This window comes from Actinoplanes sp. NPDC051494, assembly GCF_044454705.1.
GTDB lineage: Bacteria > Actinomycetota > Actinomycetes > Mycobacteriales > Micromonosporaceae > Actinoplanes.
This window is the reverse complement of record NZ_JBITDZ010000013.1, coordinates 118338-143513: the sequence shown is the minus strand read 5'-3', so window position 1 is coordinate 143513 and position 25176 is coordinate 118338. Positions and strand designations below refer to the sequence as shown.

Below are 25176 nucleotides of genomic sequence, written 5' to 3'. Positions count from 1 at the left end.
TGAGCTGGGCGTTGACGTCGCGTCTCCGGGGCGTTAAGTCGGTGTAACGCGAGTGCGGTAGTTTCCCGGGCATGGCAACACTGGGACGGCCGCGCGCCAAGGGGCCGTCGAGGTCGGGGCTGAGCACCGAGCAGGACATCCTCGTCGCCGCCGCCCGGCTGTTCTGCGAGGCCGGCTACAGCGGTGCCAGTACCCACCGGATCGCCGCCGAGGCCGGCATCAGCCAGGCGACGATGTACCACTACTTCGCCGGTAAGCAGGACATCCTGCTCCGGTTGCTGCTCGCCACGGTGCGGCCCTCCGTCACGTACGCGCTCGGGCTGGCCGGCCGCGACGAGCCCGCCGACGCGCGGTTGTGGGCCCTGTGCGCGTACGACGTACGCCTGCTGCTCGCCGGCCGCGACAACATCGGGTCGCTGTACCTGATCCCCGAGGTCGCCGGCGACGCGTTCGCGGAGTTCCGCGCCGAGCACGCGCGGCTCTACGCGGTGTACCACGATCTGGTCGCCGCGGTCCTCGGGGTGCCCGACGCCGCCGCCACCGGTCTCGTCTTCGGGCTCGTCGAGTCGGTCATCCTGCGCCGCCGGGCCGAGGGTGAGATGGACGCCGATGTGGTCGCCCCCGCCATCGCCGACGCGGTGCTGCGCGTGCTGCGGGTCGCTGACCAGCGGCTCGCTGCCATTCGAGCTTTTTAACATGATCGGCCCCGGGGCCGTAGTAAACCTGTAACAAGCCGGGCGCTCAATGGGCCGACCGAATATCTGTCGGTCGATCGAAAGTAACGTCCACCCGGACGAGGAGCCCACATGACAGGTCCCCGTACAGCCGATAAGAATCCCCGGTCCCGTCGGCGCGTCCTCGCTGCCGGGCTCCTCGCCGCCGCCTTCACGCTCGCCGCCTGCGGCAGCGGCGAGGGCAAGGCCGCCACCACCGGACCCACCGACCAGCTGCGCCTCGCGGTCTCCAGCGACCTGCCCACGCTCGACCCGTCGACGGTGTACCAGTACGAGGGCAACCAGGTCCTCACCGCCGTGTACGAGGGCCTGCTCAGCTACTCGCCGACCTCCAGCGAGGAGATCGTGCCGCAGCTGGCCGCGAAGTACACGGTGTCGCCGGACGGGCTGACCTATACGTTCACGCTGCGCGACGACGTCACGTTCACCGGCGGCCGGACGATGACCTCGAAGGACGCGAAGGCCAGCTTCGAACGGCTCGCCGACGAGAAGGTCGCGTCGCAGATGTCGTACATGGTCATGGGGGTCAAGAGTTACGCGACGCCCGACGACCAGACGTTCGTGGTCACGCTCTCCGCGCCGAGCAGCTCGTTCCTGTCGCTGGTCGCCAGCCCGTTCGGCCCGAAGATCATCGACTCGGACGTGCTGACGAAGAACGCCGCCGACAGCGCCACCACGTACCTCAAGGACCACACCGCCGGCACCGGGCCGTACGAGCTGGCCGGTATGACCAAGGGGCAGGGCTACGAGCTCACCGCCCGCGCCGGCTACTGGGGTGGCACACCCGGCTTCGCCAAGGTCTCGGTGAAGGTCATCGGCGACGCCGCCACCCAGCTGCTCCAGCTGCAGGGCGGTGACCTCGACATCGTCACCGGCCAGCCGGTCGCCACGCTCGACCAGTTCGCCAGGAACGACGCCTACCAGGTCGTGGAGTACCCGACGCTGCAGAAGGCCCAGCTGCACCTCAAGGTCACCGGCTCCCTGGCCGACGTCAAGCTGCGCGAGGCCCTGCGCGCCGCGATCGACCGCGCCGCCTTCACCAAGCAGATCTTCGGTACGCACGCCACGGTGTCGACGCAGATGTACCCGGTCAAGAACGTCCCGGCGGAGACCGCCACCGACGCGTGGACCACCGACCCGAGCGCCCTGTCCGCCCTCGCCGCGGGCAAGACACTCACCCTCGGCTACGTCTCCGGGCACGCCCGCGACAAGCAGGCCTCGGAAGCGCTCCAGGCCACCTGGGCGGCGGCCGGTGCCAAGGTGGAACTCGTCGCGGTCCAGGGCAGTGACATCTACGGACTGAGCAGCAACCTCGGCTCCGCACCGGACATGATCTACGAGACGGCGTACCCGGACTCCACGCACCCGGACACCTGGTCGCGGCTCTTCTGGTACTCCGACACGGCAAAGGGCAACGGCGCGCTGAACTACCTGGTCGGCGGCACCCCGGAAGCCGACACGGCGATCGACGCGGGGGCCGCGGCGACCGAACAGGCCACCATCGACAGCGACTACGCCAAGGCCGGTGACCTCGTGCACGCCCAGGCGTCGTACATCACGCTCGCCGACATGAACGACTCGTTCATCATGCGCGCCGACCTGACCGGTGGCGGGCACTGGCTGCCCGCGCCACTGGCACTCGACCTGCGCACGCTCAAGCGGGCCACCAACTGATGACGCCGGGAGCGATGGCGGGACCACCCACGCGGCGGTGGCGGGTCGTACCCATGCGGGTCCGCGGCGGAACTGCCGAGCAGGTCTGTCTCTGGGTGGTGGTGGCCCTGACGGTGCTGCTGCCGATCGCGAGCCGGCTCATGCCGGCCGGCGAGACCGAGATCGTGGGCGTCCCGTTCACCGCTCCCGGCGCCGGGCACCTGCTCGGCACCGACGACCAGGGCCGCGACGTGCTGTCCCGGGTCGTCATCGGCCTCTCCACCAGCTGGTGGGGAGCGATCGCGGTCATCGCCAGCGGCGTGCTGATCGGGGCGGTGGTCGGCACGGTCGCCGGGATGTCCGGCCGCGTCGTCGACACCGTGCTCATGCGGCTCACCGACGCGTTCCTGGCGCTGCCCGGCCCGCTGGTCGCGCTGCTGGTGGTGGCGGCACTGGGCCCGAGCTTCCGCAACGTGCTCATCGCGGTCATCGTCACCTGGTGGCCCTGGTACGCCCGGATTGTCCGCGGCCAGGTGCGCGTGCTGCGCCGCCTCCCGCACGTCGACGCGGCCCGCTCCGCCGGGTTCTCCCCGCTGCGGGTGGTCACCCGGCACGTCTTCCCCGGCGTGCTGCGCTCGGTGGTCGTGGTCGCCTCGATGGACGTCGGCGCGGTGCTGCTGGTCCTCGCCGGACTGTCGTTCGTCGGGCTGGGCGCACCGCCGCCGGCCGCCGAGATCGGCAGCATGGCGTCGGCCGGGTTCACGTACGTGTTCAGCGCCCCCTGGGTGGCCCTGGCCCCGGCCGGCGTGCTGTTCGCGGTGGCCATGATCTCCAACTTCGCCGGTGACGCCGTCCAGGAACGGATGGGCTGATGGCTTTCCTGCGACAACTCGCGGCCCGGGTCGCCTCCATGCTCGGCGTCCTCGTCGTGCTCACGTTCGCGGTCTACTTCATCCAGCGCCAGCTGCCGTCCGACCCGGCCCGGGTGCTCGCCGGCCGGACCGCCTCCCCGGAGGCCCTGGCCGCGGCCCGCGAACAGCTCGGCCTGGACCGGCCGTTCCTCATCGAGTACGTCCACTACCTCGGCCGCCTGCTGCACGGCGACCTGGGCATCTCGGTCACCTCCCGCAACGCGGTGAGCAGCGACATCGCGGCATACCTGCCGGCGACGCTGGAACTGGTGTTCGTGGCCGGTGTGCTGGCGCTGCTCGGCGGCCTGCTGCTGGGCGTCGTCGGCGCCCGCGACGGCTGGCTCTCCGGTGCCGTCCGGGTGATCAGCGTGGCCGGCGCGTCGGCCCCCACGTTCCTCGTCGCGATCCTGCTGCTGCTCGTGTTCTACCGCGATCTCGGCTGGCTGCCCGCCGGCGGCCGCGGCGACACCCTCGTGGTGAGCGAACCGACCGGGCTGCGCTTGATCGACGCGTTCGTGCACGTCGACACCGCCGCGCTCGCCGACACCGTCAACCACCTCGTGCTGCCCGCCTTCGTGCTGGCGCTGTCGCCCGCGATGGCGATCGGGCGGGTGCTGCGCAGCTCGCTGCGGGCGACGCTGGCCACCGACTTCGTCCGTTCCGCGAGCGCCAAGGGCGGCAGCTGGCCCGCCGTCGTGTGGCGCCACGGGCTGCGCAACGCGCTCGGCCCGGCCCTGTCCATCGCCGGCGTGCAGGTCAGCGTCATGCTCGGTGGCTCGGTGATCATCGAGATGCTGTTCTCCTGGCCCGGCCTGGGCAACTACCTGTCCGACGCCATCGCCAACTCCGACCTGTCGGCCATCGCCGGCGTCGTCATCGTGCTCGGCGTCGCGTACGTGCTCATCACGTTCGTCGTGGACACGCTGCAGATCCTGATCGACCCGAGGCTGAGGGAGCCGGCATGAGCGTCGCCCGCGTCGAAGACCTGGTCGTCGAGTTCGACCGGTCCGGCACGCCGTTCCAGGCGCTCAAGGGCGTCAGCCTCGAGATCGCACCCGGCGAGATCGTCGCGCTGGTCGGCGAGTCCGGGTCCGGCAAGACCGTGCTCGGCAACTGCCTGCTCGGCCTCGTGCCCGGCGGGCACCGGACCCGGATCACCGGTCGGGTCGAGGTCGGCGGGACCGACATGGTGGGCGGTCCGGAGAAGGACAAGCGCCGGGTACGCCGCCACGAGCTCGGTGCCGTCTTCCAGGACCCGCTCACCTCGCTGGACCCGACCATGCGGGTCGGCCGGCAGATCCGTGAACGGGGTGCCTCCGCGGCCCGCGCGCTGGAGGCGCTGACCGAGTGCGGCGTGCCCGAACCCGAGCAGCGCATCGGTTACTGGCCGCACCAGCTCTCCGGCGGCCTGCGGCAACGGGTCAGCATCGCCGGTGCCATCACCGCGGCCGAACCCGGTGGCGTCCCCGCGCTCATCGTCGCCGACGAGCCGACCACCGCGCTCGACGTGCGGGTGCAGGACCAGATCATCAAGTTGTTCGCCCGCCTGCGCGACGACCACGGCTGCTCGATCCTGCTCATCACCCATGACCTCGGGGTCGCCGCGCAGATCGCCGACCGCATCGTGGTGATGAGCGAGGGCGAGATCCGCGAGCACGGTCCGGCCGCCCGGGTGCTGACCGCGCCCGAACACGCGTACACCAAGAAGTTGCTTGCCTCCCGGCTCGATATCGCCGGTCCGCTGCCGCCGGCCTCGGTCATCGCCGAGGGTGAGCCGGTCCTGACGCTTTCCGGCGTGGTCAAGGACTTCCCGGCCCCGCACAAGCGCGGCGCGAAGCGGCGGGTGCTGCACGGTGTCGACGTGCGCCTCGACGCCGGCGAATCGCTGGTGCTGGTGGGGGAGAGCGGCTGCGGCAAGTCGACCCTGCTGCGGATCGCCGCCGGGCTGGAGACCCCGACGAGCGGCCGCGCCGACGTCCCACCGGCGGCCGGACGACCACAACTGATCTTCCAGGACGCCCGGTCGTCGCTGACCCCGTGGCTGAGCGTCAGCAGCCAGCTCTCCGAACGCCTCGCCGCGTCCGGTGTGCCTCGTGGGGACCGGGCCGCCCGGGTCGCCGAGCTGCTCGGCCAGGTCGGCCTCGACGCCCGGATGGCGGCGTCGAAACCCCGGCAGCTCTCCGGCGGGCAGTGCCAGCGCGCCGCGATCGCCCGGGCGCTCGCATCGTCGCCGGGCATCCTGCTCTGCGACGAGCCGGTCAGCGCGCTCGACGCCACGCTCGCCGCGCAGGTCGTCGACCTGCTCGACGACCTGCGCCGGTCCACCGGGGTGTCCCTGCTGCTGGTCACCCACGACCTTGCCGTCGCCAAACGCATCGCCACCCGGATCGCCGTCATGACCGACGGCCGGATCGTCGAGGAAGGTCCCGTGGAACGCATCTTCGCCGCACCCGAGCACCCGTACACGAAACAGCTGCTCGCCGCCTCGCCCAGCCTCGCGGCGGTGACCCCGTGACGTTCGCCGTCACCGGCCGCCCGCTGCGGCTGCACCCGATGGTCGTGGGTTACGAGCCGATCGCCGAGTCCATCTCGGTGCTCGGCGGCGACCCGGCCCGCTTCCTGCTCGAACCGGTCACCGTCGCCGCGGTGGTCTACGCGGACGGCTGGGTGCTGCTGGACACCGGTTTCAACGTCGAGATCGTCCGCGACCCGGCCCGGCGCGGCCACCACTTCAACTACGACAGCTACACCGCCGTGGTGCCGCCCGGCGACCCGCTCGCCGACCAGCTCGGCGCGCTCGGTCTGCCGTGGTCGTCGCTGCGCGGTTGCGCCATCTCGCACACCCACGTGGACCACACCGGCGGGTTGCGGCACGTCCCGGCCGGGGTGCCGGTCGTGTTCCAGCGCGCCGAGTACGAGTACGCGGCCGCGCTCACCCCGGCCGAGGCATTCGCCCGGACCGTCGTGCAGAGCGATTTCCTGCGCACCGGCCTCGCCATCGAGCTGCTCGACGGCGACACCGAACTGGCCCCCGGCCTGACCGCACTGGACACCTCCGGCCACACCCCGGGCCACCAGTCGTTCGCGGTCGAGCTGCCCACCAGGACCATCGTGCTGGCGTGCGACGCGGCGGACCTGCGGATCCAGATCGTCGACGCGATCGCGTGCGGCACCACCATGCGACCGTCGGACGCCCCTGCTGCCGAGGCTGCCGCACGCCGGTTGCGGGACCTGGATCGCGTCGCGGGAACCGAGGTCTGGCCCGGTCACGACCCCGACTGGTCCTACACCGTCCGCGAAGGAGAAGACCATGGCCACTGACTCGGTGCTCTCGGCGCGCGACGACGCCCGCGCCCGGGCCGGCGAGACCGCCGAGGCGATGCCCTACGTCCCGGCGTCCAGCAGCCCCTTCTGCCCGCCCGGTGTCGCACCGGAGGACCTGCTGTGGGCCGAGACGGTGGCCGGCGGCGGATACACCCACCGGTTACTGCCCCGCGGCGCCCGGATCCGTTTCGAGGACCCGCTCGGTGACGCGTGCGCCCACGTACTGCTCTACAACGCCCGTGAGCCCGCTGAACGCCTCAACGTCGCCGACACCCAGAAGATCCCCTGGCAGGCGTACCTGGGTCCGGGCCACCCGCTGCTCAGCGGCGACGGCCGGGTCCTGGCGACCGTGACCGAGGACGACTCCGCCCAGCACGACGCGTTCTGCGGCACCAGCAGCCCGGAACTCGCCAAGGAGAAATACGGGACCTGGCTTCCCGAATCGGCCACCCCGGCCGGCCGGGAGCTGTTCCTGCTGGCGGCCCTCAAGCACGGCCTGTCCGAACGGGACCTGCCGCCGAGCGTCTCGTTCTTCCAGGGCGTACGCGTGGAGGCGGACGGGGCACTCACGTTCCAGGGCTCCGCGGGCCCCGGCAAGCACGTGGACCTGGTCGCCGAGATGCCGCTGCTCGTGCTCGTCGCCAACGTGCCGCACCCGCTCGACCCCCGTCTCGGTTACCCCGTCACCCCGTTGCGGGTGCACGCGTGGAGATCCGACGGCGCCCACCCGTTCCGCGACGCCTCCCCGGAACGTGAGCGCGCCTACCTGAACACCCTCGACTACCTCACCTCGATGGGACAGATGTGACGAACGATCTGGTCGCCGAACGCGCCGCCTGGTCCGGTGTGATCCGGGCGGGCGAGGTCCTGACCATCGTGGACGTCGGCGGGAACCAGTCCGCCGACACGCTCATCTACGACGCCGCCGACACGTCCGAGCGCTACGACGCCCAGCAGACCATCCTGTTCCAGGCCAACGCGTACGTGCGCACGGGCACGGTGCTGCGCGCCGGGTCCGGCCGCCCGCTGATGACCGTGGTGGAGAACGAGGTCGACCGGCAGGACACCATCGGCGGGGCGTGCAGCAAGGAGAGCAACACCCTGCGCTACGGCCACCACACCCACCACCAGCACGCCTGCCGGGAGAACTTCCTGCGCGAGGGCGCCCGGCACGGTCTCGGCGCCCGGGACCTGGTCTCCAACCTCAACTTCTTCATGAACGTCCCGGTCGAGGCGGACGGCGCCCTCGGCATCGTCGACGGCATGAGCGCCCCCGGCAAGCGGGTGGCCCTGCGCGCCGACCGTGACGTCCTCGTGGTGGTCTCCAACTGCCCGCAGATGAACAACCCCTGCAACGACTTCAACCCCACCCCGCTGCGCATGATCGTCACCGCCCCGGTGCCCGCGTGAGCGCCCACGACCGGGTCGCCGCCGCCCACGACCGGGTCGCCGCCGCCCACGACCGGGTCGCCGCCGCCCACGACCGGGTCCTCGCCGCCCTGGCCGCGATCGAGGCCGCGGACCGCCCGGAGATCTGGATCAGCCTGCGCCCGCCCGCGGACCTGCTCGCCGAGGCCGCCACGATCGACAGCGCCGCTGTCAGGGGCGGCCTGCCGCTAGCCGGGATCCTGCTCGCGGTGAAGGACAACATCGACGTGGCCGGCCTGCCGACCACCGCCGGTGCACCCGGTTACGCCTACCTCCCCACGGCCGACGCCCCGGCGGTCGCCCGGCTGCGCGCCGCCGGGGCGATCGTGCTCGGCAAGACCAACCTCGACCAGTTCGCCACCGGCCTCGTCGGGACCCGCAGTCCGTACGGTGCGGTGCGCAACGCCTGGGATCCCACCCGCATCTCCGGCGGCTCCAGCTCGGGCTCGGCCGTCGCGGTCGCCCTGGGCCTCGCCGACCTGGCCCTGGGCACGGACACCGCGGGCAGCGGCCGGGTCCCCGCCGCGCTGAACGGCATCTGGGGTTTCAAGCCCACCCGCGGCCGCGTCCCGGCGACCGGCGTCGTCCCGGCCTGCCGCAGCATCGACTGCGTCACCGTCTTCAGCCGCGAACCGGAACTCGGCCGCCACGCCGTGGCCCTGATGTCCGGCCCGGACACCGGCGACTCCCTGAGCCGAGAGTTCGCCCCCCTGCCGAAACCGCCGGTGCGCCGCGTCGCCGTGCCGCCGCCGGCCGAGCTCGGCCCCCTCGCACCGGGCTGGTCGCAGGCTTTCCAGGCGGCACTCACCACGCTGGCCGGTCTCGGCGTCACCGTCGAGGAGGTCAGCATCGCCCCGCTGCTCGACGCGGCGAAGCTGTTGTACGGCGGCGCGTTCGTCGCCGAGCGGTACGCCGCCGTGGGCGAGTACATCGCGGCCCACCCCGGCCTCGTCGGCGGCGACCTCGACCCGACCGTAGCGGGCATCATCCTGGCCGGCCGCGACCCGTCGGCGGCGGCGCTCTTCGACGACCTCGAACGTCTCGACGCCGCCCGTGTGGCCGCCCGTGACCTGCTCGCCGGTTACGACGCCGTCCTCACCCCGACCACCACCGGCCACCCCACCCTCGCCGAGGTGGCCGCCGACCCGATCGGCGCCAACGCGGCACTCGGCCGGTTCACCAATTACGCCAACCTGCTCGACATGAGCGCGGTCGCGCTGCCCGCCGGTCACGTCGCCGGCCTGCCGTTCGGCCTCATGCTCACCGGCGCGGCCTTCGACGACGAACGCCTGGCCGACGTCGCCACCCTGATCTCCACCGCCCTGCGCCACCCCCCGGTCGACCTGGCCGTCTTCGGTGCCCACCTCACCGGCCAGCCCCTCAACCACCAGCTGACCGGAGCCGGCGGCCGGTTGGTGCGCCCGGTGCGTACGTCCGATCGGTATCGCATGTTCGCCCTGCCCACCACGCCGCCCAAACCCGGTCTGGTCCGCGTCGCCGACGACGGCGCCTCCCTGGCGGGGGAGCTGTGGCGCCTGCCGGCCGCGGCCTTCGGCGCGTTCGTCGCCGCCCTGCCGTCCCCCATGGCCATCGGCACGGTGGAACTCGCCGACGGCACCCCCGTCACCGGTTTTCTCTGCGAGGCGATCGCCACCGAAGGCGCCACCGACATCACCTCCTGGGGGAGCTGGCCTGCGTACCTCGAAAGGTAACGACGCGGGCCACCGAGATGCTGGCGGAAATCAGACGTCGTTATCGTGGAGCATCTCCATCCCCGAGGACGGTGCCAGTGCCGACCGCCGGTCTGATCGTGAGCGCGACACTTCTCGTGGCCGCGTTGTTCCTCCTGATGAGTCCCCGGTCCAGGACCGCCGCCGCGGTGTGCCGCAAGGCCTTCGTCGAACCGTGGTTGGTGGCCGGTCCGTCGGCCCTGCTCGGGATCACGGGGCTGGTCAACACCGCCGACCTCGAGTGGTTCCCCAGCCGGCCCGCGCTGTCGGCCCTGGCCGTCGGGCTGCTCATCGTCTCGACGGTCGTCGTCGGCATCCTGGTCGCGGTGGCGATGAGCCGCAAGGCCGCCGCCGGCCGCGCGGATGCCGCCGGAACCCCGGTGGACGACCTGCTCCGCTGACCAGCCGCCGCCGGCCCGGTTCAACCTGTCGGTGGCCTGGCCGGTTCAACCCGGCCGGTGGTCCGGCCGGCTTGAACCGGTGATGGTCCTGCCGGCGTCAAGCGGTGGTGGTCCGATCGGCTCATCGGTCGCGGTCCAGGCGGCGGCCGAGGACGGTGGCCAGGGTCGCGGTGGCGACCACGGCCAGCGCCGGGGCGAGCACCAGGTGCGGGGAGCCGAACAGATACGGGCGGCCCTCCGCCACCATCGCGCCCCATTCCGGGGTGGGCGGCTGGACGCCGAGGCCCAGGAACGACAGGCCGGAGACGGTCAGCAGCGTGCCCGCGAAGCGTACGCACGCGTGGGCGACCAGCGGCCCGGCGATGGTGGGGACGATGTGCCGGGCGAGCACCCGGGCCGGCCGCGCACCCAGCGCCCGGGCCGCGTCGACGTGGTCCTGGGCTGATTCGCGCACGGTCAGGTGGTAGGCCTGCCGGGCGAACGGCGTCCACCCCACCAGGCAGACCGCGATGAGTACGGACGTCAGCCCCGGCCCCAGGATGACGGTGGCGAGCAGTCCCAGCAGAATCGTGGGCAGCGACGCGACCAGGTCGGCGAGCCGGGGCAGCGCACGGGCGACCCGCCCGGCCCGGTATCCCGCGATCAGCCCGACCACGGTGCCGGCGATCCCGGTCAGCAGCACCGTGACAATGGTGACCCCGAGCGTGAGCCGGGCCCCGGCCAGCAGCCGCGCGGCGACGTCCCGGCCGAGCTGGTCGGTGCCGAGCGGATGCCCCCACGACGGTGGCACGAGAATCGACCCGAAGTCCGCCGCGACCGGGTCGGGCAGCAGCAGCGGCAACCCGCCCAGCAGCACCCCACCGGCCACGGCCGCCGCCATCAGCCGCCACCGGACCCGCCGCATGGTGCTCATCGGGGGCCGGCCGGTCGGCGGGTCTGCGGGTCCAGGGCGAGTTGCAGCAGCTCGGCGGCGATGCCGGCCAGCAGCGCGACCGCCACCACCGACAGCGTCGCCGCCTGGACCATCGGCAGGTCCTGGGCCAGCACGGCGTCGTAGAGCAGGCGGCCCAGTCCCGGGATGCCGAACACGACCTCGACCACCACCGATCCGCCCAGCAGACCGGTCACGAACATGCCGGACAGCGACAGCACCGACGTGGTCGCGTTGCGGGCCGCGTGCCGCCACAGCACCCGGCCGGGCGACAGGCCCTTGGCCCGGGCCGTGCGCACGTAGGGCCGGGCCAGCACCGCGACCGTCTCCGCGCGGACCAGCTGGGCGGCGAGCGCGGCCGGGTAGGTGGCGAGGGTGAGGACCGGCAGGACCAGGTGCCGCGGCCCGCCCCAGCCCACGGCCGGGAGCACCCCGGCCCAGACCGCGAACACCAGCATCAGGACGGGGGCCAGCACGTATTCCGGCACCGAGACGCCCACGACGCCGGCGGCGGTCAGGGCCCGGTCGAGCGGGCCGCCGGGGCGCCGGGCGGCGTACACCCCGGCGCTGCCGCCCGCCACCGCGGCCAGGGTGAGGGCGAGGACCGCGAGCAGACCGGAGACCAGCAGGGCGTCGCCGACCGCCGCCGCGACCGGGGTGCGGGTGACGAACGACAGGCCCAGGTCGCCGCGCAGGGCGGCGGTCAGCCAGTGCCAGTACTGCCCGGCCGCCGAGCCGTGCAGCCCGAACTCGGCGGCGACCCGGGCCTCGGTGGCCGGGTCGGGGACCTCCGCGGCGACCCGGGTCCGCAGCACCGCGCGGACGGTGTCGATGCCGGTCAGCCGGGGCAGCGTGAAGACCAGCACCGATGCTGCCAGCAGCACCGGCGGCACCGCCAGCAGCCGCCGCGGCAGCGGGTTCACCCGGCCGGTGTGAGCTGCGGCAGGACCGGTCGGACGCTGAGCGGGTCGGGGACGAAGCCCCGCGTGCCGTTCTCGCCGGCGGTGTTGTGCGGGTGCACGATCATCACGCCGACCGCGTCGTCGGTGAGCATCGTGGCGGCCCGGGTGAAGACTTTCTGCCGTTCGGTGACGTCGCTGATACCGGCGAGGGTGCCGACCAGCTCGTCGAACTCCGCCGAGCAGTAGTGGTCGATGTTGTAGCTGCCCTTGCACGTGTAGTCCGAGGTCAGCACGCTCGTCGCGTCCGCGAAGTCGGAGAGGTAGCTGCGCGAGTTGAGGAACATGTCGAACTCGCCCGCGAGGACCTTGGGCTCCTGCGCGGAGTACTCACCGACGGTGATCTTCACGGTGATCCCGGCCTGGGCCAGCATCGCCTGGATCGCGGTAGCCAGCAGCGGCATCTCCGGCCGGTTCGGGAACGTCCAGAGCCGTACGGTCAGCGGGCTCGACGGTCCGTACCCGGCGGCGGTCAGCAGTTGCCTGGCCCGGTCCGGGTCGGCACCGGCCGCAGCGGTGGCCGAGCCCCACGGCACCGCTGAGCCGAACAGGTCGGCGGCCGGGGTGGCGGCACCGCCGAGGACCCGCGCGGCGAGGGCGGGCCGGTCGATCGCCGCGGTCACCGCCTGGCGCACCCGCAGGTCGGAGAACGGTTTCGCGGCCTGGTTGAGCAGCAGCTCGACGGTACGCGCGGCGGGGTAACCGGTCACCCGCGCACCCGCCGACCGCAGTTGCGCCACCGACGCGTCCGGCAGGCCCTCGGCGAACTGCACGTCACCGGACTGCAGCGCGAGGGCCCGGCTCTGCGGGTCGGTCACATAACGGATCGTCACCGTACGGGCGCCGGGTCGCGTGCCCCAGTAGGTGTCGTTGCGTTCGAGGACGGCCGAGTCGGCGCCGTTGACGGTGGTCAGCGCGTAGGGCCCGGTGCCGGTCCGGACCACGTTCGGCTGCCCGCCGCCGGCGTACGCGGCCGGGGCGAGGATGCCCAGGTTGCCGCTGCTCATCCTCAACGGCAGCACCGGATCGGGAGCGGACGTGCCGATGAGTACGGCGAGCGGGCCGTCCGCCACCGCCGTGAACCCGATGTCGCGGACCGCCCGGGGCGGGGCGCTGACCGACGAGATGTAGCTCAGCGCGGTGACCACGGCGTCGGCCGTCAGCGGCGTACCGTCATGGAACGTCACGCCGTCGCGCAGCGTGAACCGCCAGGTCCGGGCGTCCGGGGTCTGTTCCCACGCGGTGGCGAGCGACGGCGCGGGCCGTGCCTCGGCGTCCACCGTGGTCAGTGTCTCGGCGACGCCGAGGGTCATCAGCAGGGCACCGTCGTCGGCGTCGAACGCGTACGCGGACCGCGGCGGGAACTGCATCGCGACGCTGAGCGTGTCGCCGGTGGCCGCACCCCCGGAGCCACCGCAGCCGGCGAGGGCGAGCAGCAGGGCGGGCACGAGCAGCAGACGTGCGGAAACCGTCACGAGAAAACCTTCCTGGGAACATCGCGTCCCGCGGTCAGGTGTGTCGTGACAGCGCCGGGTCTGACTCCCACCCGGGTGCGGGTGGTAACAGTGGCGCGACCGTGCCGGGCTTGCACCGGCTTCCGTCGCTGTCACCTTGCGCGTGGAGCCTAAACGCAAGCCCGCCCCGCGGGTGCGGCGCTGGGACGTTGATCACTCGGTACGCTCAGCGGATGGCCAGGAGCGAAAACATGATCAACCGGACCGCGGACGTCGACGCTTTCATGGCCACGCTCGAGCACCCTTTCAAGGACGGGGTGGAGCTGATCCGGGCGGGCATCAAGGCGAGCAATGCCGAGATCGTGGAGCAGGTGAAATGGAAAGCGCCGTCGTTCTCCTACCGCGGCCATTATCTGACCACGTTCAATCTTTTCTCCCGGCCGCGGGTTTTCCTCGTGTTCCACCACGCACATGTGGTGACCATCGATGATGCTCGGCTCGAAGGCGATTATCCGACCCGCCGGCTGCTGTTCTTCGACGATCTCGCGGACGCCGAGGCGAAGAAACCGTTCGTGCGTGACGTGCTCACCGAGCTCATCAGGGTCAGCGATAACTGATCGGCGGGCCGCGTGGTGACTGTCAAATAGCGGACGCTTTCACGCAGCGCTCACGACGCCGGTGGCACCGCCGGGACCGGCAACTCCCTGTCATTTCTCCGTTACAGTTCGGGGCACGCGGGTCCGTATCCGGGAGGCTGCCTTGTACTGCACGATCATTGTCTGGGACCTGTCCCGCTCCGATCGCACCGTTGCCGCACTGCGCGAACGAACCGCCGGCGCGGGCGCATCGATTCCGGGGCTGAGACAGCAGATGTGGATCTCGTCGGCCGGTGCCTGGGGCGCGATCTGCCTGTGGGACGACGAGGAGGCGGCCGGTTCCCATCCCTCGGTCGCCGGACAGGTCGGACCGCTGATCGGCTACGGGCCGACCAGCATCCAGCAGTTCGCGGTGGAGACGCCCACCACGGAGATCGACGACCTCGGCGCGATCATGGCGGGTCTCGGCATGGCACGCCGCAGCCCGGGCCGGGACGGCGCCGCGCTCATTCCCCTCGCTCGCCTGAGCCCCGAGGGCTGAGGCTGCGACGTCCCGAGGGGCGGGCTGCGACACTGGGCCGATGAGTGATCGACAAGTTGCCCTGGTGACCGGCACGTCCGGCGGCATCGGCCTGCACACCGCGGTCGGGCTCGCCGCGGCCGGCCTGCGGGTGGTGGCGACCATGCGCGACCCGGGCCGGGCGGACGAGCTGCGGGCCGCGGCCGGCGAGGCGGGCGTGACCCTCGAGGTACGGGCCCTGGACGTCACCGACGAGGCGCAGGCCACCGCGCTCGTGGGTGAGCTGGGCCGGGTGGACGTGCTGGTGAACAACGCCGGCCGGGGCTCGGTCGCGACCCTGGAACAGCTCAGCACCGACGACCTGCGGGCGCAGCTGGAGGTGAACTACGTCGGCGTCGCCGTGCTGACCCGGCTCGTGCTGCCCGGCATGCGTGCCGCCGGCCGTGGCCGGATCGTCACGGTCACCAGCGTCGGCGGGGCGGTCGGGCAGCCGTTCGCCGACGCCTACTGCGGGGCGAAGTTCGCCGTCGAGGGCCTGATGCAGTCCCTGGCCCCGGTGGTGGCGCGCTTCGGCATCGACGTCAGCATCGTCGAACCCGGCGCGGTGGCCAGCGAGTTCGTCAGCAACGTGGCGGGCGACCCGGCCGGCCGCGGCCCGGACGATCCCTACGCCGAGCTGCTGGCCGCGTACCTGCGCCGGGCCGCGGGCAGCTTCGCGAACGCCCAGCCGGCACCGGACGCCGCCCGTACCGTGGTCGAAGCGGCGGTGACCGCGACCCCGCGCTTCCGCTGGCAGACCTCGGACGGCGCCCAGGCCTTCGCCGGTCTGTCACTGGCCGATCTGGACGGTTCGCGCGTCCTCGGCGCGACCACCACCTGGCTCGCGTGAGGGCTTAGCATCGGCATGTGACGCACATCGCGATCCTGGGAGCGGGGCCCACCGGGCTGTTCATGGCGATCGCGCTGGCCCGGCGGGGGCACCGGGTCACGGTCGTGGACCGGGATCCCGGGCCGGCGCCGGACGGCGGCTGGGACCGTCGTGGGGTGCCGCAGTTCCACCACCCGCACGGGCTGCGCCAGCCGATCATGGCCGTGCTCGACGACGTCCTGCCCGACTTCCCGGCCGCGTTGTTCGCGGCCGGCGCCGAGGCCATCGACGTGAAAGGTCATCCGGCCGGGATCCGGTCCCGCCGACTCACGTTCGAACGGGTGCTGCGGGCGACGGCGGTCACCGAGCCCGGCGTCACGATGGTGACCGGGCACGCCGGCGACGTGCTGCGCCGTGGTGGCCGGGCCGCCGGGCTGCTGGTCGACGGCGCCGAGCTGGCGGCGGACCTGGTCGTCGACGCGTCCGGGCGGGCCGGGCGGCTCGGCGACGACCTGCGGGCCCCCGAGTCCGGTGGGGACTGCGGGGTGTCCTACGTGTCCCGGCAGTACCGGCTCCGGCCCGGCGCGGCGCCCGGGCCGGTCAGTTCGGCGGTCGGCCTGATCAGCCGCTTCGACGGCTATCTCGGGGTGGTCTTCGTGCAGGACGCCGGCACCGTGTCGGTGTCGCTCACCCATCGCAGCACCGACGACGCGTTCGCCGCCCTGCGCTTCCCGGCGGTCTTCGAGGCGGTGACCCGGGTGGTGCCGGGGCTCGCGGAGTGGACCGAGCCCGGGCGCAGCGAGCCGATCACCCGGGTCCTGCCCGGCGTCCACCTGCGCAACACGTACCGGGGCCAGCTCGACGAGCGGGGCCGGGTCGCGTTGCCCGGGCTCGTGCACGCCGGTGACGCGGTGTGCACCACCAACCCGACCGCGGGCCGGGGCATCGCCACCTCGCTGGCGCAGGCGCGGGCCCTGGTGCGGTTGCTCGGCGAGCACCCCGGCGACGTCGAGGCGGCGACCCTGGCGTTCGACGACCACTGCACCCGGTGGATCAGGCCGTGGTTCGAGGACCACCTTGCCGGGGACCCGGAGGTCGTACGCCAGCTGGCGGGGGAGGACCTCGACCTGAGCCGGCCGCTGGCGTCCGTGCACATCACCGCCGCGGCCGACGCGGACCCGGCGCTCAAGCCGCTGGTCGGCCCGTACCTGGGGATGCTCGCCCTGCCGTCCTCGCTCGCGGCGGCCGAGCCCGGCGCCCGCCGGCTGTACGAGAGCGGCTGGCGACCGTCCCCGGTCCCGGGCCCGTCCCGGGCCGCTCTCGTGGAACTCATCGGTCGAACAGGATCTGCCGCAGCACGCGGGTGAGATGGCCGGTCAGCTCGTCCGGTGACATCCGCGCCAGGGGGCCGGTCGCCGCGATGTAGCGGGTGAACGTCACGCCGACGAGCTGGGCGCCGAGCAGGGCGACCCGGGCCGGGGCGTCGTCGCCGTCGAGCATCCCGGAATACGCCGCGACGCTGTTGGTCTCCATGGCGTCGAACAGTGCGGCGGCGGCCTTCTCGTTGGACGCCGCGCCGCGCAGCACGGCCACGAGCGGGTCCCCGGCGGCACCGGTCTCCATCCGTTCGACGAATCCCCGGGCGACGCGTTCCGGCAGCCCGGCCCGGTCGCCGGCGAGCACCTCGCCGAGGTCGCGGTGGCCCGGCACGGCCGCGAGGAACAGCTGCTCCTTGGACGTGAACTGGTGCAGCACCAGACCGTGGGTGACGCCGGCCCGGGCGGCGATGCCGCGGACGGTGGTGCGCGTGTAGCCGAGTTCGCCGAAACAGGCCTGCGCCGCCTCGAGGATGGCCTGCCGGTGGCCCTCGGGATCACGGCGGCGGGGCCGGCGGGCGGGGGAGGTGGTCACGACCCGACTGTACGGGCTACAGTCGCTATTGACCACTTGGCCAATAGCGAGAGGGGCCGTCATGGGCAGCACTGTGATCATCGGGGGCACCGGCGGGCTGGGGCGCTTCATCGCCGGGCGCGCGGCCGCCCGGGGCGAGCACGTCGTCATCGCCGGGCGCGACGCCGGCCGGGCCGCCGCGGTGGCCGGGGAGATCGGCGACGAGGCGGTCGGGCTGGGCGTCGACCTCGCCCGACCGCGGACCATCGAGGCGGCGCTGGCCGGGGTGGGACCGGTCGACCACCTCGTCATCACCGCCAGCCACCAGCGGCCCAACACGCTCGACGCGTTCGACCTGGACGACGCGATCGTCGCGGTCACCACGAAGCTCGTCGGGTATGCCGAGGCCGTCCGGGTGCTGCGGGGCCGGTTCACCCCGGAGGCGTCCGTGGTGCTGTTCGGCGGGCTCGCCAAGGAGCGCCCGCACCCCGGGTCCACCGTCATCACCACCCACAACAGCGCGCTCACCGGCCTGGTCAAGACGCTCGCGCTGGAGATCGCCCCGCACCGGGTGAACGCGGTGCACCCGGCCATGGTCGGGGACAGCCCGCGGTGGCGCGACGCCGACCTCGGCGCCCACGTGACCCGTACCCCCATCGGGCGGCTCGTGACCATGGACGAGATCGCCGGCGCCGTGGAGTTCCTGCTGGACAACGGCGCGATGAACGCCTCCGAACTGTTCGTCGACGGGGGCTTCCTCGCCCAGTAGTCCGAGGTCATGGCACCATGGATCTTGATGACGTCGCGGATGGACCCGCTCCGGCCTTCGGATCCCCTGTCGCTGGGCCCGTACACGCTGGTGGGACTGCTGGGCCAGGGCGGGATGGGCACTGTCTATCTGGCCGAGCGCGACGGACGCTACGTGGCCGTCAAGATGCTGCGCGTCGACATAAGCGCCGACCCGGAATTCCGGGGGCGGTTCCGCTCCGAGGTCAACCGGGCCCGTGAGGTGCCCTCGTCGTGCACCGCCGAGGTCCTCGACGCCGACCCCGACCACGAGAACCCCTACCTGGTCACCGAGTACGTCGACGGGCCCAGCGTCGCCGACGTGGTGTTCTTCGAGGGCCCGATGGACGGCCCCGCGCTGCACGGGCTGGCCGCCGGGGTCGCGACGGCGCTGGTCGCGATCCACGGCGCCGGGGTGATCCACCGGGATCTCAAGCCGGAGAACGTGCTGCTGCCCGACGGCGGCATCAAGGTCATCGACTTCGGTATCGCCCGGGCGATGGAGCCCACCAGCCGGCACACCCGTACCGATCAGTTGGTCGGCACCGTCGACTACATGGCGCCGGAACGCTTCGACGACTCGGTCGGCGAGATCAGCACGGCGGCGGACGTCTTCGCGTGGGGTGCCGTCGTCGCGTTCGCCGGGCTCGGCCGCACCCCGTTCGCCGCGGACTCGCCGGGGGCCACCGCCGCGCGGATCCTCACCCAGCCGCCGCGGATCGACGACCTGCCGCTCCCGCTGCGCGACGTCGTGGCCCGGTCGCTGGCCAAGAACCCGGCCGACCGGCCCACCGCCGCCGAGCTGCTCGCCATGGTGAACGGCGAGACACCGGTCCCGCCGGCCGCGCGGCAGACCCGGCCGCGCCGGTTGGTCCCGTTGCTCGCCGCCGTGGCGGTGCTCCTGCTGATCGCGGGGGGCCTCGCGGCGGTCTTCTTCGACCGGGGCGCCGGAGCCGCGGGGAGCGCGCTGACCGGCTGGGGGTACGACGGGCGGCCGTACATCACCCCGCACCAGGTCGGCACCGCGACGGACTGGGACCCGGCGACGGTGGCCACCGGCAGCGCGCACGTCTGTGCCGTCCGTGCCGACCGCGGCCTGTGGTGCTGGGGCACGAGCTCCCGCGGCGAGCTCGGCATGGACCAGCGGGGCGACGAGATGTACGCGCCGCGCCGGATCGGCGACGCGTCCTGGGCGAGCGTGGCCGCGGGCCGCAACACCACCTGCGGCATCCGGTCGGACGGCTCGCTGTGGTGCTGGGGCGTGTCCCTCGCCGGGGACCTCGACCTTCCGGTACGGGTCGGCGGCGACACCGACTGGGCGTCCGTGTCCACCGGCGCAGGGTCGACGTGCGGGATCCGTACCGATCAGAGCCTCTGGTGCTGGGGCCGCAACGAGGCCGGTCAGCTCGGCCAGGGTGACCAGCAGACCCGCCCCGGCCCGGTACGGGTGGGCACGGAGCAGTGGCGCTCGGTCTCGATCCGGACCACCAGCACCTGCGGCGTACGCACCTCCGGCAGCCTGTGGTGCTGGGGTCTCAGCGACAAGGGCCAGACCGGGCAGGGCGTGGTGCCCGACGTGCTGAGCCCGGCCCGGGTCGGCGACGCCACGTCATGGACCGACGTGCGAGCCGGTGACCGGTACTCGTGCGGCCTGCAGGACACCGGATCGCTGTGGTGCTGGGGCTTCAACCGGTCCGGCCGGCTCGGCACCGGCGACACCACGGACCGGCTCGAACCCACCCGGGCCGGCGACCAGGACGGCTGGCGGGCGCTGTCCACCGGCACCGACCTCGCGTGCGGCGTCCGCGCGGACACCACGCTGCTGTGCTGGGGTGAGAACACCCGTGGTGACCTCGGCAGCGGCGACCGGGCCAGCCGCTCCACCCCGACGCCGGTCAGCGGGCCGCCGGGCTGGGCCGGGGTCTCCACCGGCGACGTCAGCACCTGCGGGGTCCGCACCGACGGCACGCTGTGGTGCTGGGGTTACAACATCGACCAGCAGCTCGGGGCGGTCCTGCTCACGCCCGCGGCACTGGACCCGGGCACGTCCTGGACCGGGGTGGGCGTGGGCCGGATGAGCGTCTGCGCGGTCCGTGACGACGCGACCCTGTGGTGCGGCTTCGCCAACGGGCAGGGCCAGCTCGGCCTCGGCGACGTGGAGCCGCGTGCCACCCTGACCCGGGTCGGCTCGGCCTCCGACTGGGCCACGGTCACGCTCGGGCGCTACAACGCGTGCGGGCTGCGTACCCGGGGAAGTCTGTGGTGCTGGGGTGACAACGACTCCGGGGTGCTGGGCCTGGGGGACACCCGCGACCGGGCCGAACCCGCCCGGGTGGGGGCCGGCACCACCTGGACACAGGTCAGCACCGCGACCGGTCACACCTGCGCGGTCCGCACCGACGCCACGCTGTGGTGCTGGGGGATCAACGACGCGGGCCAGCTCGGCACCGGCACCACCACCGGCACGTCGACCCCGCAACAGGTGGCCGGCGCGGGCGGCTGGGCGAGCGTCTCGGTCAAGGGCGACCGCTCGTGCGGGGTCCGCACCGACGCGACGCTCTGGTGCTGGGGCGAGGGCGGGCCGGACCGCCCCGAACAGGTCGGCGCGGACGCCAACTGGCGCTCCGTCGCGCTCGGCTCCCAGTACGCGTGCGGGATCCGGACCGCCGGCACGCTGTGGTGCTGGGGCGAGAACGGTCACGGCCAGCTGGGCCTGGGCGACCGGGACAGCCGGGCGCTGCCGCAGCGGGTCGGCACCGGGACCGGCTGGACGTCGGTGACCTCCGGGTCGGCGCACAGCTGTGGCACCCGTACCGATGGATCGGTGTTCTGCTGGGGTTTCAACGGCGACGGCCAGCTCGGCGTCGGCGACACCGAGGACCGCGCCACCCCGGCCGAGGTGCCGGGGGTGCGCGGCCGGCAGGTGACCGCGGGCTGGTTCACCACGGTCACCCTCGGCTGACGCTCAGAACAGCGTCGAGTACGCGTTCAGGGCCGGCTGCCCACCCAGATGCGCATACAGCACGGTGGCGTCGCGGGGGATCTCGGCCCGCGCGACCAGGTCGATGAGGCCGGCCATCGACTTGCCCTCGTACACCGGGTCGGTGATCATGCCCTCGGTGCGGGCCGCCAGGCGCATCGCGTCGAGGGTGGACTCGTCCGGGACGCCATAGATCCCGGCGTGGTACCGCTCGTCCAGGATGATCTCGTCGTCGGTCAGCTCGCGGGCGCCGATCAGCGCGGCCGTGTTCCGGGCGATCCGGGCCACCTGCGCGTGGGTCTCCGCGGGCTTGGCGGAACCGTCGATGCCGATCACCCGGCGCGGGCGCCCACCGGCCGCGGCGAACCCGGCGATCATGCCGGCCTGGGTGCTGCCGGTGACCGAGCAGACCACGATGGTGTCGAAGAAGACCCCCAGCTCGCGCTCCTGGTCGATGACCTCCTGCGCCCAGGTGGCAAAACCGAGACCGCCCAGGCGGTGGTCCGAGGCGCCGGCCGGGATCGGGTACGGCGTCCCGCCGCCCGCCACCACGTCCGCGACCGCCTGGTCCCAGCTCTGCTTGAACCCGATCCCGAACCCGGCCCGCACCAGCCGCACGTCGGCTCCGGCGAGCCGGCTGAGCTGGATGTTGCCTACCTTGTCGTATCCGGGGTCGGTCCAGTCCACCCAGCTCTCCTGGATCAGTACGGCCTTGAGCCCCACGTGCGCGGCGACCGCGGCGACCTGCCGGGTGTGGTTGGACTGCACGCCACCGATGGAGACGAGCGTGTCGGCGCCGGTCGCGAGCGCGTCGGCGACCAGATACTCCAGCTTGCGGGTCTTGTTCCCGCCGTACGCGATGCCGGAGTTGACGTCCTCGCGCTTGGCCCAGACCGCCGCGCCGCCGAGGTGGGCGGTGAGCCGGTCGAGGCGGTGCACGGGGGAGCGGCCGAACAGCAGCGGGTGGCGGGGAAAGTCGGCAAGCGGCATGGTGGAGCTCCTACTCGAGGTCGACGCTGTGATGCAGGTGCCCCCAGATGGCCGAGTTGATCTCGGTGGCGCGGGCCTCGTCGCGCGCGGCCAGGGCGGTGATCAGGTCGTCGTGCAGCCGCACCGAGCGCGCGGCCTGCGGTGACGTGAAGAGCAGTCGTTCGGCCCGGCGCACCAGCGGGGTGTACCGCTCGACCGTGCCGGTCGCGGCGGCGTTGCCGTAGGCGGCCAGCGGCACCGCGTGCAGGTCGTCGTCGGCGGTCAGCGCGGCGTCGACGTCCCCGGCGGCCACGGCGGCGGCGAAGCGGACGTTCGCCTCGCGCATCCGAGCGATGAGCGCGGCGGAGAGCCCGCCACCGGCTGCGGCGCCCGCTGAGGTGGGCCCGCCCGCCACCGCGGCGACGGCGAGTGCGTGCATGGCCCCGAGCACGGCGGCGGCGTCCTCGACGTCCTTCGTGACCACCGGCGTGACCCGGGTGTAGCTCTGCGGCTTCGTCTCGACCAGGCCCTCGCCGGTCAGCCGCGCGATCGCGTCGCGGATCGGCGCCCTGGACAACCCGAGGCGTTCGGCCAGGTCGTCGGCGCGCAACGCGGCACCGGGCGCGAGCGTGCCGTCGATGATCGCGTCACGCAGCCGGCCGTACGCCGCGTCGCGCAGCAGGTGCCGTCCGATGCTTTCCACAACTGAAATGTTAGATGTCAACCAGCCTCGGCGCAAGGAATCGAGCCGTCGCACTGCCCTTGACCTGCGCCACCTCGGCGGGCGTACCGGCCGCGACGACCGTGCCACCCGCGTCCCCGCCACCCGGCCCGAGGTCGATCACCCAGTCCGCGGTGGCGATCGTGTCCAGGTCGTGCTCGACCAGCACCACCGTGTTGCCCGCGTCGACCAGCCGGTGCAACTGTCGTAGCAACAGTGCGATGTCCGCCGGATGCAGCCCCGCGGTCGGCTCGTCCAGCAGGTACAGGGCATGCCCGCGCCGGATCCGCTGCAACTCGGTGGCCAGCTTGATGCGCTGGGCCTCACCACCGCTGAGCTCCGTCGCCGGCTGACCCAGCCGCAGGTACCCCAGCCCCACCTCACGCAGCGTCGCCAGGCCGCGCGCCGCGGCCGGGACATCGGTGAGGAACCCGGCGGCCTCGTCGACGCTCATCGCCAGGACGTCCGCGATGCTCCGCCCCCGGTACCTCACATCCAGCGTCTCGGGGTTGTAGCGCGAGCCGTGGCAGGCCGGGCACGGCGCGTACATCCCGGGCAGGAACAACAGCTCGACCGCGACGAACCCCTCGCCCTGACAGGTCTCGCACCGGCCCTCGGCGACGTTGAACGAGAACCGTCCGGCGCTGTACCCGGACTCCGCCGCGTACACCTTGCGCACCGCGTCGAACATCCCGGTGTACGTGGCAAGGTTCGACCGTGGCGTCCGCCCGATAGGTTGCTGGTCGACGACCACCAGCCGGTCGAACTCCCCCGACAGCGCGGCGATCTCCGTGAGCAGCGTCGACTTCCCGGAGCCGGACACCCCGGTCACCGCGGTCAGCACACCGCGCGGGAGGTCCACGGAGACGTCCCGCAGATTGTGCCGGGAGACGCCGCCCAGATGCAGCCACCCCTGCGGGGCCCGGGTGGCATGCTCGAACCGCGCCGCCCGCCCGAACAGGTGGTGCCCCGTCGCCGACTCCGCCACCTGCTCGAGGCCCGCGACCGGACCGCTGTACACCACCCGGCCACCGGCCTCACCCGCGCCGGGGCCGATGTCGACGATCCAGTCCGCACGGCGTACCACGTCCATGTCATGCTCCACCACGAACAGCGAGTTGCCCGCCGCCTTGAGCCGGTCCAGCACCTCCAGCAGCGGTTCCGCGTCGGCCGGGTGCAGCCCCGCGGACGGTTCGTCGAGCACGTAGACGACACCGAACAGCCCCGAGCGCAGCTGCGTCGCGATCCGCAGCCGCTGCGCCTCACCGGGCGACAACGTCGTCGAGCTCCGGCCCGTGCTCAGATACCCCAGACCGAGCTCGAGCAGCACCTCGATCCGCGCGACCAGGTCGGCGCACAGGCGTACCGCTGCCTCGGAAGCACCGGCAACCGGTTGCAGCAGCGTGACCAGCTCGGTGAACGACATGCTGTTGACCTCGGCCAGCGACCGCCCGTTGAACGTGACCGCGAGCGCCTCCGGGCGCAGGCCACTGCCCCGGCAATCGGGACACGGCACGCTGCGCACGAACCGCAGCGCCCGGTCCCGCATCCGCTCGCTCTTCGAGTCGGCGAGCGTGTGCATGACATGCTTGCGGGCGCTCCAGAACATGCCCATGTACCCGTAGTCGATCCGGTCCCGCTCCGGCTTGATCAGCACCGACGGCTGCTCATCGGTGTACAGCAGCCAGTCCCGCTTCTTGCGCGACAGCTTGTGCCACGGTTTGTCGATGTCGATACCCAGGCCGGTCACGATGCTGCGCAGGTTCGCGCCCTGCCACGCTCCCGGCCACGCCGCGATCGCCCCGTCCCGGATACTCAGCGACGGATCCGGCACGAGCAGGTCCTCGGCGACGTCGTGCACCACCCCCAGGCCGTGACAGTGCGGGCAGGCCCCGGCCGGTGTGTTGGGTGAGAACGCCTCGGCCTCCAGCCGCTGCGCCCCCGGCGGATACGTCCCGGCCCGCGAATACAACATCCGCATCAGGTTCGACAGCGTGGTCAGGGTCCCGACGGTCGAGCGCGAGCTGGGCGCGCCCCGGCGTTGCTGCAGCGCCACCGCGGGCGGCAGGCCGGAGATCTCCCGTACGCGCGGAGCGCCGACCTGCTGCAGCAACCGCCGGGCATACGGCGCCACCGACTCGAAGTACCGTCGCTGCGCCTCGGCATACAGTGTGCCGAACGCGAGCGACGACTTCCCCGACCCGGAAACCCCGGTGAACGCGACCATCGCGTCCCGGGGCAGGTCCACGTCGACGTCCCGCAGGTTGTGCTCACCCGCGCCACGCACGCGCACGAAGTTGTCCATCCGCCCTGCATACCCG

23 protein-coding genes and 1 riboswitch are annotated in these 25176 nt (G+C 72.8%); of the genes, 16 read left to right on the top strand and 7 right to left on the bottom strand.

Features of this window, described 5'->3' with window-relative positions; genetic code table 11:
- Positions 1 to 71 precede the first annotated feature (71 nt).
- The 10 genes from ACIA6A_RS34945 to ACIA6A_RS34900 all read left to right on the top strand — a co-directional run bounded on the left by ACIA6A_RS34945 (position 72) and on the right by ACIA6A_RS34900 (position 10181).
- Positions 72 to 695: a TetR/AcrR family transcriptional regulator gene (locus tag ACIA6A_RS34945; protein WP_396102270.1), complete on the top strand. Its 624-nt coding sequence runs from the start codon at positions 72 to 74 to the stop codon at positions 693 to 695.
- Positions 696 to 806: 111 nt separating this feature from the next.
- A complete protein-coding gene (locus ACIA6A_RS34940; protein WP_396102269.1) occupies positions 807 to 2408 on the top strand; it encodes an ABC transporter substrate-binding protein in 1602 nt (533 codons plus the stop codon).
- A 53-nt stretch (positions 2409 to 2461) separates the two neighbouring features.
- Positions 2462 to 3259, top strand: a complete 798-nt coding sequence (locus ACIA6A_RS34935; RefSeq protein ID WP_396102268.1) for an ABC transporter permease — start codon at positions 2462 to 2464, stop codon at positions 3257 to 3259.
- Positions 3259 to 4263: an ABC transporter permease gene (locus ACIA6A_RS34930; protein WP_396102267.1), complete on the top strand. Its 1005-nt coding sequence runs from the start codon at positions 3259 to 3261 to the stop codon at positions 4261 to 4263. Before ACIA6A_RS34935 ends, ACIA6A_RS34930 begins: the two co-directional genes overlap by 1 nt.
- Positions 4260 to 5813: an ATP-binding cassette domain-containing protein gene (locus ACIA6A_RS34925; protein WP_396102266.1), complete on the top strand. Its 1554-nt coding sequence runs from the start codon at positions 4260 to 4262 to the stop codon at positions 5811 to 5813. The genes ACIA6A_RS34930 and ACIA6A_RS34925 overlap by 4 nt, the downstream gene beginning before the upstream one ends.
- Positions 5810 to 6619, top strand: coding sequence for an N-acyl homoserine lactonase family protein (locus ACIA6A_RS34920; RefSeq protein ID WP_396102265.1), 810 nt, complete (start codon positions 5810 to 5812; stop codon positions 6617 to 6619). The genes ACIA6A_RS34925 and ACIA6A_RS34920 overlap by 4 nt, the downstream gene beginning before the upstream one ends.
- The gene (locus ACIA6A_RS34915; protein ID WP_396102264.1) at positions 6609 to 7430 is read left to right on the top strand and encodes an urea amidolyase associated protein UAAP1; all 822 of its coding nucleotides are present in this window, start codon (positions 6609 to 6611) and stop codon (positions 7428 to 7430) included. Before ACIA6A_RS34920 ends, ACIA6A_RS34915 begins: the two co-directional genes overlap by 11 nt.
- Complete coding sequence (locus tag ACIA6A_RS34910; RefSeq protein WP_396102262.1) at positions 7427 to 8032, top strand: urea amidolyase associated protein UAAP2; 606 nt, start codon at positions 7427 to 7429, stop codon at positions 8030 to 8032. The genes ACIA6A_RS34915 and ACIA6A_RS34910 overlap by 4 nt, the downstream gene beginning before the upstream one ends.
- Positions 8029 to 9762 carry an allophanate hydrolase gene (gene atzF, locus ACIA6A_RS34905; RefSeq protein ID WP_396102261.1) on the top strand — a complete coding sequence of 578 codons (1734 nt, stop codon included), beginning with the start codon at positions 8029 to 8031 and terminating at the stop codon, positions 9760 to 9762. The genes ACIA6A_RS34910 and atzF overlap by 4 nt, the downstream gene beginning before the upstream one ends.
- A 77-nt stretch (positions 9763 to 9839) precedes the next feature.
- On the top strand, positions 9840 to 10181 hold the full coding sequence (locus ACIA6A_RS34900) for a hypothetical protein (RefSeq protein WP_396102260.1): 342 nt from the start codon (positions 9840 to 9842) through the stop codon (positions 10179 to 10181).
- A gap of 121 nt (positions 10182 to 10302) precedes the next feature.
- On the opposite strand, the gene ACIA6A_RS34895 is transcribed toward ACIA6A_RS34900, so the two are convergent.
- Genes ACIA6A_RS34895 through ACIA6A_RS34885 form a run of 3 tightly spaced genes read right to left on the bottom strand, consistent with a single transcriptional unit; the run spans position 10303 to position 13546 of the window.
- A complete protein-coding gene (locus ACIA6A_RS34895) occupies positions 10303 to 11094 on the bottom strand; it encodes an ABC transporter permease (protein WP_396102259.1) in 792 nt (263 codons plus the stop codon).
- Complete coding sequence (locus tag ACIA6A_RS34890) at positions 11091 to 12035, bottom strand: ABC transporter permease (protein WP_396102258.1); 945 nt, start codon at positions 12033 to 12035, stop codon at positions 11091 to 11093. Before ACIA6A_RS34890 ends, ACIA6A_RS34895 begins: the two co-directional genes overlap by 4 nt.
- Positions 12032 to 13546, bottom strand: a complete 1515-nt coding sequence (locus ACIA6A_RS34885) for an ABC transporter substrate-binding protein (RefSeq protein ID WP_396102257.1) — start codon at positions 13544 to 13546, stop codon at positions 12032 to 12034. Before ACIA6A_RS34885 ends, ACIA6A_RS34890 begins: the two co-directional genes overlap by 4 nt.
- A 58-nt stretch (positions 13547 to 13604) precedes the next feature.
- A riboswitch (cobalamin riboswitch) is annotated at positions 13605 to 13670 on the bottom strand.
- A gap of 106 nt (positions 13671 to 13776) precedes the next feature.
- Here ACIA6A_RS34885 and ACIA6A_RS34880 point away from each other — a divergent pair.
- The 4 genes from ACIA6A_RS34880 (at position 13777) to ACIA6A_RS34865 (ending at position 16876) form a co-directional block, all read left to right on the top strand.
- Entirely contained in the window at positions 13777 to 14142 is a 366-nt protein-coding gene (locus ACIA6A_RS34880) for a DUF1801 domain-containing protein (RefSeq protein WP_396102256.1), read from the top strand.
- A gap of 253 nt (positions 14143 to 14395) precedes the next feature.
- A complete protein-coding gene (locus tag ACIA6A_RS34875; RefSeq protein WP_396102255.1) occupies positions 14396 to 14662 on the top strand; it encodes a hypothetical protein in 267 nt (88 codons plus the stop codon).
- A 40-nt stretch (positions 14663 to 14702) separates the two neighbouring features.
- Positions 14703 to 15530, top strand: a complete 828-nt coding sequence (locus tag ACIA6A_RS34870) for an SDR family oxidoreductase (RefSeq protein WP_396102253.1) — start codon at positions 14703 to 14705, stop codon at positions 15528 to 15530.
- A gap of 17 nt (positions 15531 to 15547) precedes the next feature.
- Positions 15548 to 16876 (top strand): FAD-dependent oxidoreductase, encoded by a 1329-nt coding sequence (locus ACIA6A_RS34865; protein WP_396102252.1) that lies wholly within the window; start codon positions 15548 to 15550, stop codon positions 16874 to 16876.
- Here the strand turns inward: ACIA6A_RS34865 and ACIA6A_RS34860 are convergent.
- A complete protein-coding gene (locus tag ACIA6A_RS34860; RefSeq protein ID WP_396102251.1) occupies positions 16839 to 17420 on the bottom strand; it encodes a TetR family transcriptional regulator in 582 nt (193 codons plus the stop codon). The genes ACIA6A_RS34865 and ACIA6A_RS34860 overlap by 38 nt on opposite strands.
- 61 nt (positions 17421 to 17481) lie before the next feature.
- On the opposite strand from ACIA6A_RS34860, the gene ACIA6A_RS34855 reads away from it, so the two are divergent.
- Positions 17482 to 18168, top strand: coding sequence for an SDR family oxidoreductase (locus tag ACIA6A_RS34855; protein WP_396102250.1), 687 nt, complete (start codon positions 17482 to 17484; stop codon positions 18166 to 18168).
- A 27-nt stretch (positions 18169 to 18195) separates the two neighbouring features.
- Positions 18196 to 21147, top strand: coding sequence for a protein kinase (locus ACIA6A_RS34850; RefSeq protein ID WP_396102249.1), 2952 nt, complete (start codon positions 18196 to 18198; stop codon positions 21145 to 21147).
- Positions 21148 to 21150: 3 nt separating this feature from the next.
- Here the strand turns inward: ACIA6A_RS34850 and ACIA6A_RS34845 are convergent, their stop codons facing one another.
- Genes ACIA6A_RS34845 through ACIA6A_RS34835 form a run of 3 tightly spaced genes read right to left on the bottom strand, consistent with a single transcriptional unit; the run spans position 21151 to position 25160 of the window.
- Positions 21151 to 22155 carry a 1-aminocyclopropane-1-carboxylate deaminase gene (locus ACIA6A_RS34845; RefSeq protein WP_396102248.1) on the bottom strand — a complete coding sequence of 335 codons (1005 nt, stop codon included), beginning with the start codon at positions 22153 to 22155 and terminating at the stop codon, positions 21151 to 21153.
- Positions 22156 to 22165: 10 nt separating this feature from the next.
- A complete protein-coding gene (locus ACIA6A_RS34840) occupies positions 22166 to 22837 on the bottom strand; it encodes a GntR family transcriptional regulator (RefSeq protein ID WP_396102247.1) in 672 nt (223 codons plus the stop codon).
- A 10-nt stretch (positions 22838 to 22847) separates the two neighbouring features.
- A complete protein-coding gene (locus ACIA6A_RS34835) occupies positions 22848 to 25160 on the bottom strand; it encodes an ATP-binding cassette domain-containing protein (RefSeq protein ID WP_396102246.1) in 2313 nt (770 codons plus the stop codon).
- Positions 25161 to 25176: the final 16 nt, after the last annotated feature.

Excerpts from the sequence above, each read along its gene's own strand:
- ACIA6A_RS34835 (WP_396102246.1), bottom strand. The coding sequence starts at position 25,160 with ATGGACAACTTCGTGCGCGTGCGTGGCGCGGGTGAGCACAACCTGCGG.
- ACIA6A_RS34850 (WP_396102249.1), top strand. The coding sequence starts at position 18,196 with ATGACGTCGCGGATGGACCCGCTCCGGCCTTCGGATCCCCTGTCGCTG.
- ACIA6A_RS34895 (WP_396102259.1), bottom strand. The coding sequence starts at position 11,094 with ATGAGCACCATGCGGCGGGTCCGGTGGCGGCTGATGGCGGCGGCCGTG.
- ACIA6A_RS34875 (WP_396102255.1), top strand. The coding sequence starts at position 14,396 with ATGTGGATCTCGTCGGCCGGTGCCTGGGGCGCGATCTGCCTGTGGGAC.
- ACIA6A_RS34945 (WP_396102270.1), top strand. The coding sequence starts at position 72 with ATGGCAACACTGGGACGGCCGCGCGCCAAGGGGCCGTCGAGGTCGGGG.
- ACIA6A_RS34930 (WP_396102267.1), top strand. The coding sequence starts at position 3,259 with ATGGCTTTCCTGCGACAACTCGCGGCCCGGGTCGCCTCCATGCTCGGC.
- ACIA6A_RS34870 (WP_396102253.1), top strand. The coding sequence starts at position 14,703 with ATGAGTGATCGACAAGTTGCCCTGGTGACCGGCACGTCCGGCGGCATC.
- ACIA6A_RS34880 (WP_396102256.1), top strand. The coding sequence starts at position 13,777 with ATGATCAACCGGACCGCGGACGTCGACGCTTTCATGGCCACGCTCGAG.
- ACIA6A_RS34935 (WP_396102268.1), top strand. The coding sequence starts at position 2,462 with ATGCGGGTCCGCGGCGGAACTGCCGAGCAGGTCTGTCTCTGGGTGGTG.
- ACIA6A_RS34845 (WP_396102248.1), bottom strand. The coding sequence starts at position 22,155 with ATGCCGCTTGCCGACTTTCCCCGCCACCCGCTGCTGTTCGGCCGCTCC.
- ACIA6A_RS34925 (WP_396102266.1), top strand. The coding sequence starts at position 4,260 with ATGAGCGTCGCCCGCGTCGAAGACCTGGTCGTCGAGTTCGACCGGTCC.
- ACIA6A_RS34915 (WP_396102264.1), top strand. The coding sequence starts at position 6,609 with ATGGCCACTGACTCGGTGCTCTCGGCGCGCGACGACGCCCGCGCCCGG.
- ACIA6A_RS34940 (WP_396102269.1), top strand. The coding sequence starts at position 807 with ATGACAGGTCCCCGTACAGCCGATAAGAATCCCCGGTCCCGTCGGCGC.
- ACIA6A_RS34855 (WP_396102250.1), top strand. The coding sequence starts at position 17,482 with ATGGGCAGCACTGTGATCATCGGGGGCACCGGCGGGCTGGGGCGCTTC.